7 protein-coding genes, 1 other RNA gene, 1 pseudogene and 1 other annotated feature are annotated in these 9,746 nt (G+C 39.4%); of the genes and pseudogenes, 2 read left to right on the top strand and 7 right to left on the bottom strand.

Annotated elements, in window-relative coordinates; genetic code table 11:
• Window positions 1–279 precede the first annotated feature (279 nt).
• Entirely contained in the window at window positions 280–624 is a 345-nt protein-coding gene (locus LIZ98_RS15550; RefSeq protein WP_227203127.1) for a hypothetical protein, read from the top strand.
• A 172-nt stretch (window positions 625–796) separates the two neighbouring features.
• Window positions 797–993: pseudogene (locus LIZ98_RS15545) on the top strand (DUF4083 domain-containing protein).
• Between the two features lie 123 nt (window positions 994–1,116).
• Here the strand turns inward: LIZ98_RS15545 and LIZ98_RS15540 are convergent.
• The 7 genes from LIZ98_RS15540 to LIZ98_RS15510 form a co-directional block, all read right to left on the bottom strand.
• A complete protein-coding gene (locus LIZ98_RS15540; RefSeq protein WP_034771310.1) occupies window positions 1,117–1,890 on the bottom strand; it encodes a tRNA threonylcarbamoyladenosine dehydratase in 774 nt (257 codons plus the stop codon).
• A 214-nt stretch (window positions 1,891–2,104) separates the two neighbouring features.
• Window positions 2,105–2,289, bottom strand: a non-coding RNA gene (gene ssrS / locus LIZ98_RS15535) — 6S RNA.
• Between the two features lie 273 nt (window positions 2,290–2,562).
• Complete coding sequence (aspS, locus tag LIZ98_RS15530) at window positions 2,563–4,338, bottom strand: aspartate--tRNA ligase (RefSeq protein ID WP_227140185.1); 1,776 nt, start codon at window positions 4,336–4,338, stop codon at window positions 2,563–2,565.
• Between the two features lie 20 nt (window positions 4,339–4,358).
• Window positions 4,359–5,630: a histidine--tRNA ligase gene (hisS, locus tag LIZ98_RS15525; RefSeq protein ID WP_227140181.1), complete on the bottom strand. Its 1,272-nt coding sequence runs from the start codon at window positions 5,628–5,630 to the stop codon at window positions 4,359–4,361.
• Window positions 5,631–5,805: 175 nt separating this feature from the next.
• Window positions 5,806–6,055: a binding site (T-box leader), on the bottom strand.
• A 61-nt stretch (window positions 6,056–6,116) separates the two neighbouring features.
• Window positions 6,117–6,293, bottom strand: a complete 177-nt coding sequence (locus LIZ98_RS15520) for a hypothetical protein (RefSeq protein ID WP_192878686.1) — start codon at window positions 6,291–6,293, stop codon at window positions 6,117–6,119.
• A 298-nt stretch (window positions 6,294–6,591) separates the two neighbouring features.
• On the bottom strand, window positions 6,592–7,044 hold the full coding sequence (dtd, locus tag LIZ98_RS15515) for a D-aminoacyl-tRNA deacylase (RefSeq protein ID WP_227140180.1): 453 nt from the start codon (window positions 7,042–7,044) through the stop codon (window positions 6,592–6,594).
• Between the two features lie 13 nt (window positions 7,045–7,057).
• A complete protein-coding gene (locus LIZ98_RS15510) occupies window positions 7,058–9,250 on the bottom strand; it encodes a RelA/SpoT family protein (protein ID WP_108898339.1) in 2,193 nt (730 codons plus the stop codon).
• Between the last annotated feature and the right edge of the window lie 496 nt (window positions 9,251–9,746).

Below are 9,746 nucleotides of genomic sequence, written 5' to 3'. Positions count from 1 at the left end.
TGGCCGGAAACTCTATTTTTTGACGACGAGACTCGTTCTCGTCACCACTTTGAGCTGAAAAACACCCTTTTTTGACGACGAGACCCGTTCTCGTCACCTTTTTGTGGCCGGAAACTCTATTTTTTGACGACGAGACTCGTTCTCGTCACCACTTTGAGCTGAAAAACACCCTTTTTTGACGACGAGACCCGTTCTCGTCACCTTTTTGTGGCCGGAAACTCTATTTTTTGACGACGAGACCCGTTCTCGTCACCATTTTGAGCCGGAAAACTCCTTTTTTTGGCGACGAGACCTATTCTCGTCACCACTTTGAGCCGAAAAACTCCTTTTTTTGACGACGAGACTCGTTCTCGTCACCATTTTGAAACCGAAAACGCTTTTTTCGACGACGAGACTTATTCTCGTCACCTTTTTGAAACCGAAAACGCTCTTTTTCGACGACGAAATTTATTCTCGTCACCTTTTTGTGGCGAAAAACTCCATATTTTGACGACGAGACTCGTTCTCGTCACCATTTTGAGCCGAAAAACTTCATATTTTGGCGACGAGACTTATTCTCGTCACCATTTTAAGCTGAAAAACACCTTTTTTTGGCGACGAGACCCGTTCTCGTCACCATTTTAAGCTGAAAAACACCCGATTTTGACGACTTGACTCGTTCTCGTCACCATTTTGGAGCGTGAAACACCTTTTTTGGACGACGACGAAACCCTATTCACGTGGTGAAGAACACTCTTATTAAGATTTCAGAAAATACATTCGTATGTTAAAATTAGTAAATGGGAGGTGATATACTATGGGCGTGGTTAATTTTGCTTCAACAATTTTTGCGTTTATTTATATTGGTCTTATCGTCTTACTTATCGTTTCCTTCACCCTTTTTATCCGTAGAATTCTTATCAATTCTTCTAAGAAAAATCAGCATTTAGAAGAAATTGAAAAGAGTCTGAAAAAATTACAGAATTACTTGAAAAGGATAAAAATGCCGATTAGCAATTGCACAATGTACCATTTCGGCAGATGATTGACATACTAGCATTAGTAGTTATCCCACTTGTTTTTGTCATAGAAAAATCAGTAAAGAATTCTCTCTCTACTGATTTTTCTATGAGCCTTTTAAACTAGCATCTCATCTTTCACACGGTTGATTTTAACACCTTCTAAAATTTTTCTTACTACATAACTTGCCATAATCAAGCCGACCACCGATGGGACAAATGCATTGGATGAAGGAGGCATTTGTCCTTTGCGGGTCGGTGCTTCATCATTCCCAACATATTGGCGGACATCTTCACGAATGACAATCGGGCTTTCATCAGAAAACACAACCGGAATACCTTTTTTAATCCCCGCTTTTTTCAAATGGCCGCGAATAGCCCGGGCAATCGGGTCGGTATGAGTTTGCGAAATATCGGCAATTTGGAAGCGGGTCGGATCCATTTTATTTGCCGCCCCCATACTGGAGATAATCGGAATATTTCGTTTCAAGCATTCTTTCATAATATGAACTTTGTAAATGATCGTGTCAGATGCATCGACAACAAAATCAATACCGTAATGAAAAATTTCCTCATATGTTTCTTCCGTGTAAAACATTTTTAGTGCAATTACTTCACAATCCGGATTGATATCGGCAATCCGTTCCTTCATCAATTCTACTTTCGATCGACCGATAGTTGACAGCAAGGCAATGATTTGACGATTCACATTCGTAATATCAACATCATCTTTATCAATTAAAATTAACCGGCCAACACCGCTTCTCGCTAATGCTTCAGCTGCAAAAGATCCGACACCGCCAATCCCGAGAACAAGGGCGGTTGTATTTTTCAGCTTTTCTAAACCTTCTTTTCCAATGGCTAATTCATTCCTTGAAAACTGATGTAACATTGATCCACATCCTCTGTAAATAGAATCATTGAAGTAATTTTACATTTTCCCATCTTTTACTACAGGCGCTTAAAAACATTTTTCAATATAAAATTTCCCTCTATAAGTGGGGGAATCCCTTTAAATCGGCAAAAGAAATACCCTTTGAAAATCAAAAGGTAGTGGGGTCGAATTTTATTTCATTTCTAATTTCGCATTTTTAACAAACAAAAAGAGATGTCCCAATCGTGCCGTCGTTTGGATGCCTGTTTTGAACCCGCTCTCAGCAGGTGGGTGTCCTGTTCTAAGCTTTACAAGTCCACTGTTACGAGGCATTTGCGCCACTTAGAAACTTCAGACTCCCTAAGGCAAAAATGTTCGGTCAAAACGTTAGCAAACTTACGGTCACATCAGGACTCTCTTCGTTGTTTTTATAATAACATAAATTCAGTGAAACTTCAATCCGTCGTATGATGTGTAAGTTGTACCAATCTTCCGGTTTAGCCTCTTATACTACCTAATCTTTTAGGAAGGTCCGTGTAGGATACAGTGAAACTTCAACCAGTGGAAATCCATATCCCACTCAATGTTGATTACGAAATCAGACCTTGGCTAACCCCACTCCCACCTGTATTCCTCATTGACTGCCTGCCATTAAAAATTTCAAACAAGCGGAACAGGAAATACCTTCCTTTACTCTTTCTCTTTGTTAATGACCGAAAGTTGAAGCTCATCCAATTGCGCCTGACTGACTCCACTCGGTGCGTTTGTCAACGGATCACTTGCACTGGCTGTTTTCGGAAATGCAATGGTATCACGCAAGTTTGTTCTTTCAGCAAGAATCATAACAAAGCGGTCTAAACCAAGGGCAATCCCTCCATGTGGCGGTGTCCCATATTCAAAAGCATCCATTAAAAATCCAAATTGACTTCGGGCCTGCTCTTCGGAAAAGCCAAGAGCGCGAAACATTTTTTCTTGAATATCCCGTTCAAAAATACGGAGTGAACCGCCGCCCAACTCATACCCGTTTAATACAATATCATAGGCTTGTGCACGAACCTTTCCGGGGTCAGTATCCAAAAGCTCGATATCTTCCCTGAACGGCATCGTAAACGGATGGTGGGCAGCATAATAGCGGCCATCTTCATCGTCATATTCCAATAACGGCCAGTCCGTTACCCAAAGGAAATTAAATTTTTTCTCATCAATCAGTTGCAAATCTTTTCCCAATTTCAAGCGGAGAGCACCAAGGCTGTCGGCTACAACTGATTGTTTATCGGCTACAAACAATAATAAGTCACCGGTTTCTGCTTTCAAAATTGATGTTAATTGACTTCGGGTCGCTTCATCAAAAAATTTTGCGATTGGACCGTTGAAACCTTGAACGGTAACCTTGACCCACGCCAGTCCTTTTGCGCCGTAACGTTTCACAAATTCCGTTAATCCATCAATATCTTTACGTGAATACTTGTCAGCCGCTTTTTTTACATTGATTCCTTTCACTTGTCCGCCGGAAGCAACCGTATCGGCAAAAACTTTGAAACCGGAATCTTTAACAGCTTCAGAAAGATCAACAAGTTCAAGGCCAAAACGAGTATCCGGTTTATCTGACCCGAATCGGTCCATTGCTTCCTGATAGGTAAGGCGCGGAAACGGTATCGTAATATCAATACCTTTTACATCTTTCATTACCTTTTTCATCATCCGTTCAACAATGTCAATAATATCTTCCTGACTTAGGAAACTTGTCTCAATATCAATTTGGGTAAATTCCGGCTGACGATCTGCACGTAAATCTTCATCACGAAAACAACGTGCCACTTGATAATAACGGTCAAAGCCACCAACCATCAACAACTGTTTAAAAATTTGTGGACTCTGCGGCAATGCATAAAATTCTCCCGGATGGACGCGGCTGGGAACAAGATAGTCCCGCGCTCCCTCAGGCGTACTTTTTGTCAATATCGGGGTTTCCACTTCTATAAATGCTTCACTGTCTAAAAAGTCACGAATCGCTCTAACCGTTTTATGCCGTAATTTTAATGTCTCATACATCACCGGACGACGTAAATCTAAGTAGCGATATTTCAACCGCATTTCCTCCGTGATTTCGGCATTGTTATCAATCATAAACGGCGGTGTTTTCGATTCATTTAAAACAGAAACTTTTTCACAATGAATTTCAATTTTTCCTGTTTTTAACTTTGGATTTTCTGTACCTTTTTCCCGTAAAACAACTTTTCCTTCTACATCCAGAACATATTCACTGCGAACTCCATCAGCAATGGCCAAGGCTTCTTTTGAAACATCCGGATTGAAAACGACCTGAACGATGCCGGTTCGATCCCTTAAATCAATAAAAATAAGTCCACCGAGGTCTCTCCTTTTTTGGACCCATCCTTTTAACATAACGGTTTCCCCTTCATTTTTTTCGGAAATTTCTCCACAATAATAGGTTCTACCAAACATTGACATTTTTCCATCCTCCATCAAACAGCAAATTGTTTAATCTCTTCAATAAATGTTGCTAATTTAATTTCTTTTTGTTCACCGGTCTCCATATTTTTCAATTGGACAATACCGCCATCCAGTTCATCCTCACCAATAATTACCACGAACTTTGCATGTAGCCTGTCTGCCGATTTTAATTGAGCTTTCATCTTCCGGCCCGTATAGTCGCGGTCAGCTGAAAAACCGTTATTCCGCAGTTCACTTAGTAATTTTACTGAGTAATCTTTTGCCCGTTCACCTAAAGCAACAACATAAAAATCAAGACCGTTATGTATATCCGGTTGAACTTGCTCTGCTTCCAATGCAGCAATCAGCCTCTCTATACTTAATGCAAAGCCAATTCCCGGTGTTTCCGGTCCGCCGAATTCCTCAACGAGCCCATTATAGCGACCGCCGCCACATAATGTCGTAATGGCACCAAAACCCGGTGCAGAACTCATAATCTCAAACGTTGTCGCATTATAATAGTCAAGACCGCGAACCAATGTCGGATCAATTGTATATTCGATACCTAAATCGGTTAAATATTGACAAACTTTATCAAAATAAACTTTTGATTCGTCATTCAAGTATTCTAAGATTGACGGCGCGGTTTTCATCAGTTCATGTTCCCGGTCAACCTTGCAATCCAAAATTCGCAATGGATTTTTTTCTAACCGGTTTTGACAATCTTCACAAAACTCGCCGATTCGAGGCCGAAAATGGTTGATTAGCGCTTCCCGGTGTTTTGCCCGGCTTTCTTTATCGCCTAAACTATTGATGACTAAATGAACATTTTTTAATCCTGCCTCTCTGTAAATATTCATGGCAAGACTGATTACTTCGGCATCAATGGCCGGATCTTGACTTCCCAATGCTTCAACACCAAATTGAACAAATTGACGGTATCTCCCGGATTGCGGTCGTTCATAACGAAACATCGGACCAATATAGAAAAGCTTTACCGGTTGATTCGGGTCACCATACATTTTATTTTCGACAAAGGATCGGACAACCGCTGCTGTTCCTTCAGGTCTGAGTGTCAAGTCACGACCGCTACGATCTTGAAAGGAATACATTTCTTTTTGAACGATATCGGTTGTATCACCGACGCCTCGTGCAAAAATTTCCGTATGTTCAAAAATAGGTGTTCTTATTTCTTCAAAATGATATTTATTTGTAACCTCGCGCATTTTTTCTTCCAACCATTGCCAAATTTTTGCCTGACCGGGAAGAATATCCTGGGTTCCTCTTGGGATTTGAACTTTCAAATGTAAAGCCTCCTTTAATGTATTACGATTTAGTTTTTAATAAGGAAAGCGCAGGGCGACCGGAGTTAGACAATAAAACTAATCCAAAGCAATTCGTCTGCATTTTTATAATTTCTTATCTTTTAAAAAGGAAAATAAATAAGGAAAAATAAAAAGCCCCCGTTCCTTGTCATTAACAAGGGACGAGAGCTTAATCTCGCGGTGCCACCCTAATTGAAGAATAATACCTATTATTCTTCCACTTAAACAGTTAACGCCTGCCTACGTATTGCCCTTACTAAACCGCCCATGAAACCGGCAACGATCGTTCAGGAATCACTTCAGGAGTGTCTTTCATTTCGTCATTATGGAGGAATGCTTTCAGCCGCGACATTCCCTCTCTTTCCATTTGGGGCGAAACTACTTTTCTCCGTCATCAGTTTATTATATTAAAAATATTGTTATTGATACTTTATCATACGGGAAGCTTAATTAAAAGTCAAGTATCTATGAGCGAAAAAGATGTTTTTTCAGCTTTCTTACTTCTCCTATTGAAAGTCCGTACTCAGAAGCCAGTTCAAACAAAGATGCATTTTCTTGTTTTTCAATAAAGTCATGGAAGTCTACACCAAAAACTTGTTTCCCTGTCAAGTTTGCCTGATCATTTTTATCACTAGCACGCATCGTTTTCCTCCTAAAAAAGTTTTGTCGATAATAGTATGTCCGATTCTGACGTTGCTTTTTCATAAAAAAAGACAAACTCCGATTAAGTTTGTCCAACGATGCGAGTGATGTAATGATCTTCCTGTCAATAATTAATTTGTACTTATGATTAGGCAGCTCTGGCTTGTCTACCAATGATGTAATGATTTGCCTACCAATAATCAATATAGTACTTTTGACGAGAACAGGTGGCTCCTATCATTAGTTTACCTGTTAATTATCAAGCTTACTTTTAATTAGAACTTCTGTGGTTTGTCTATCAGTGATTCAGTAACTGACTGTCAATGATCAATGTAACCGGTCCGTCATTCGTAAAGGTTACATCCATCATTTCACCAAATTTACCTGTCTCAACGACAAAGCCTTTTTCCCGTAATCGCGCATTAAAATATTCATATAATCGATTGGCCTGATCCGGTTTGGCCGCTTCCATAAAATTAGGTCTTCTCCCCTTCCGGATATCCCCGTATAACGTAAATTGTGAGATGGAAAGAATCTCTCCTTCAACATCTGACAGGGAAAGGTTCATTTTCCCGTTCTCATCTTCAAAAACGCGAAGACCGGATATTTTTTCAGCAAGGAATTCTGCGTCTTTTTCAGTATCTGAATGGATCACACCGATGAGCAAGACAAATCCTTTTGCAATTTTCCCTACGATTTCTCCATTCACCGTTACACTTGCATTTTTTGCCCGCTGTAATACAACTCGCATTTCGTACCCCCCTTTAATTCATTACTCGGCGGACCGTATAAATATCATGGATTTGTTTAATTCGATCAACAACTTTTTTTAGATGAGCAACATTTTGAATCGATATTGATAAATGGATTGTAACGATTTTGTTCCGATCAGTTTTTCCTGTTACTTGGGTAATATTTGTTTTTGTCTCAGCAATTGCTTGTAATACTTCATTCAATAATCCTCTCCGATCATAACCGTTAATTTCCAAATCAACATTGTATTCTTTATTTGTCGAGGCATATCCTTCCCATTCAACCGGGATAAGCCGATCTTTTACATCATCGCCCTTTACATTCGGACAATCCGTTCTGTGAACCGAAACACCGCGTCCCTTCGTTATATAGCCGACAATTTCATCACCCGGAATCGGACTGCAACATTTAGACAAGCGAATCAGTAAATTATCGATGCCTTTGACACGGACTCCTGCATCCCGGCGTTTCGGGTGATTAACAGGTTTAAACTCGGAAATATCTTTAAAGAGGAGTGTTTCATCCATATCTTTCTTTTTCCGTAATTTTTCGGTTAAGCGGTTGGCAATCTGAGCCGCTGTAATGCCATTGTAACCGACTGCCGCAAACATATCTTCTTCATTGGCAAAATTAAATTTATCCGCTACTCGTTTCAGGTTCTCGCTTGTCATAACTTCTTTTATATCAAATTCCATATTTCGAATTTCTTTTTCAACAAGTTCTCTGCCTTTATTGACATTTTCTTCCTTAAGTTGGCGTTTAAAAAATTGTTTAATTTTGTTTTTTGCCTGTGATGTTTGGGCGAGTTTAATCCAGTCTCGGCTTGGTCCATATGAATGTTTTGACGTAAGGATTTCGATAATATCACCGGTTTTTAGGCGGTAATCAAGAGGTACCATTTTATTATTTACTTTGGCCCCAATCGTCTTATTGCCTATTTCTGAATGAATTCGATAAGCAAAATCAATTGGTACAGACCCGGCCGGCAATTCAATGACATCACCTTTAGGGGTAAAAACATACACCATGTCAGAAAACAGGTCAACTTTTAATGAAGCCATAAATTCTTCGGCATTGGAAGATTCATTTTGAAATTCAAGAATTTCTCTAAACCAAGTTAGTTTCTTTTCGAATTGATCGGGTGTGTTAAACTTTTTCCCTTCTTTATAGGCCCAATGTGCAGCAATCCCATATTCTGCAATTTGATGCATTTCAAACGTACGGATTTGTACTTCCAATGGATCCCCTTTTGGACCGATGACCGTTGTATGCAAGGATTGATATAAATTTTGTTTCGGCATTGCAATATAATCTTTAAATCTTCCCGGCATCGGTTTCCAGCATGTATGAATAATTCCAAGAACGGCATAACAGTCCTTAATACTGTTTACAATAATTCGGACAGCCAGCAGATCATAAATTTCATTAAATTGTTTATTTTGGAGAACCATTTTCCGGTAGATGCTGTAAATATGTTTGGGACGACCGGTAATTTCAGCTTTAATCGAAACCTCATCTACCCGCTTTTGAACTTCATTGATCACTTCTTGAATATACTCTTCCCGCTCAGCACGTTTTCTTTTCATTAAATTGACAATGCGATAATATTGTTGAGGATTTAAATAGCGAAGAGCCGTATCTTCCAATTCCCATTTTATTTTTGATATTCCAAGGCGGTGAGCAAGCGGTGCAAAAATTTCTAATGTTTCATTGGCGATTCGGCGTTGTTTTTCTTCCGGCAGATGTTTCAATGTCCGCATATTATGCAACCGGTCGGAAAACTTTATGATGATAACACGCATATCCTTTGCCATTGCCACAAACATTTTCCGATGATTTTCCGCTTGTTGTTCCTGATGGGATTTATACTTGATTTTCCCTAATTTCGTTACACCATCAACGAGCATAGCAATTTCTTGACCAAATTCTTCTTCAATTTGCGCCAATGTTATATCCGTATCTTCAACAACATCGTGAAGAAATCCCGCCGCAAGTGTTGCCGGATCCATTTTTAAATCAGCCAAAATCCCGACAACCTGAATCGGATGGATGATATAGGGTTCACCGGATTTTCGAATTTGATTACGGTGTGCCTGTTCTGCAAATTCGTATGCATGGCGAACCAATTCCATATGTTCTTCATTTAAATAACTACTTACTTTTTCCATACACTCTTCAATTGTCATTGTTTGATCGGAACTCATGATAATCACCTTTATAGAAATGCATCAATATTTGTATCAAAATAAGTCATGATTGCCTGTCCCAATAAAGTGGAACTTCAACCAGTGATAGGAAAATCGCTAACCCACGCTGGATTGTAAAAGGAATTCAAAGCAATTGTGCCAAACTGCCTTGTTGCAACGCTTGTCTAATCAACATGTACCACCCAAACCAATCGGACTAAAGAAGCACATCCCCTCAACCACTTAACTTTTGCGTTGAAACAAATCTTGGAGTCCTTGACTGATGAAATGGGGAATTATTCATCCAAATGAAAATTTGCACATTCTTATTGATTGTTATTATTATTGATAATTATGGCGAAAAAGTAAAGCATTTTTATTTTTGTGTAGTTTAATATATAAATTTCCAAGAAGGAATGCAAATTCGATGCACCGGGAAATTTTAGAATTTCTTATTTTGTTAAGAAAAGCGCAGAGCGCCCGCTTAGCGACGTACAAACTGGAGCGCCCCGCA

This window comes from Caldibacillus sp. 210928-DFI.2.18, assembly GCF_020554505.1.
Taxonomy (GTDB): domain Bacteria; phylum Bacillota; class Bacilli; order Bacillales; family Caldibacillaceae; genus Caldifermentibacillus; species Caldifermentibacillus hisashii.
Note: the sequence above shows the minus strand (reverse complement) of the source record. Positions and strands in the feature narration are given on the sequence as shown.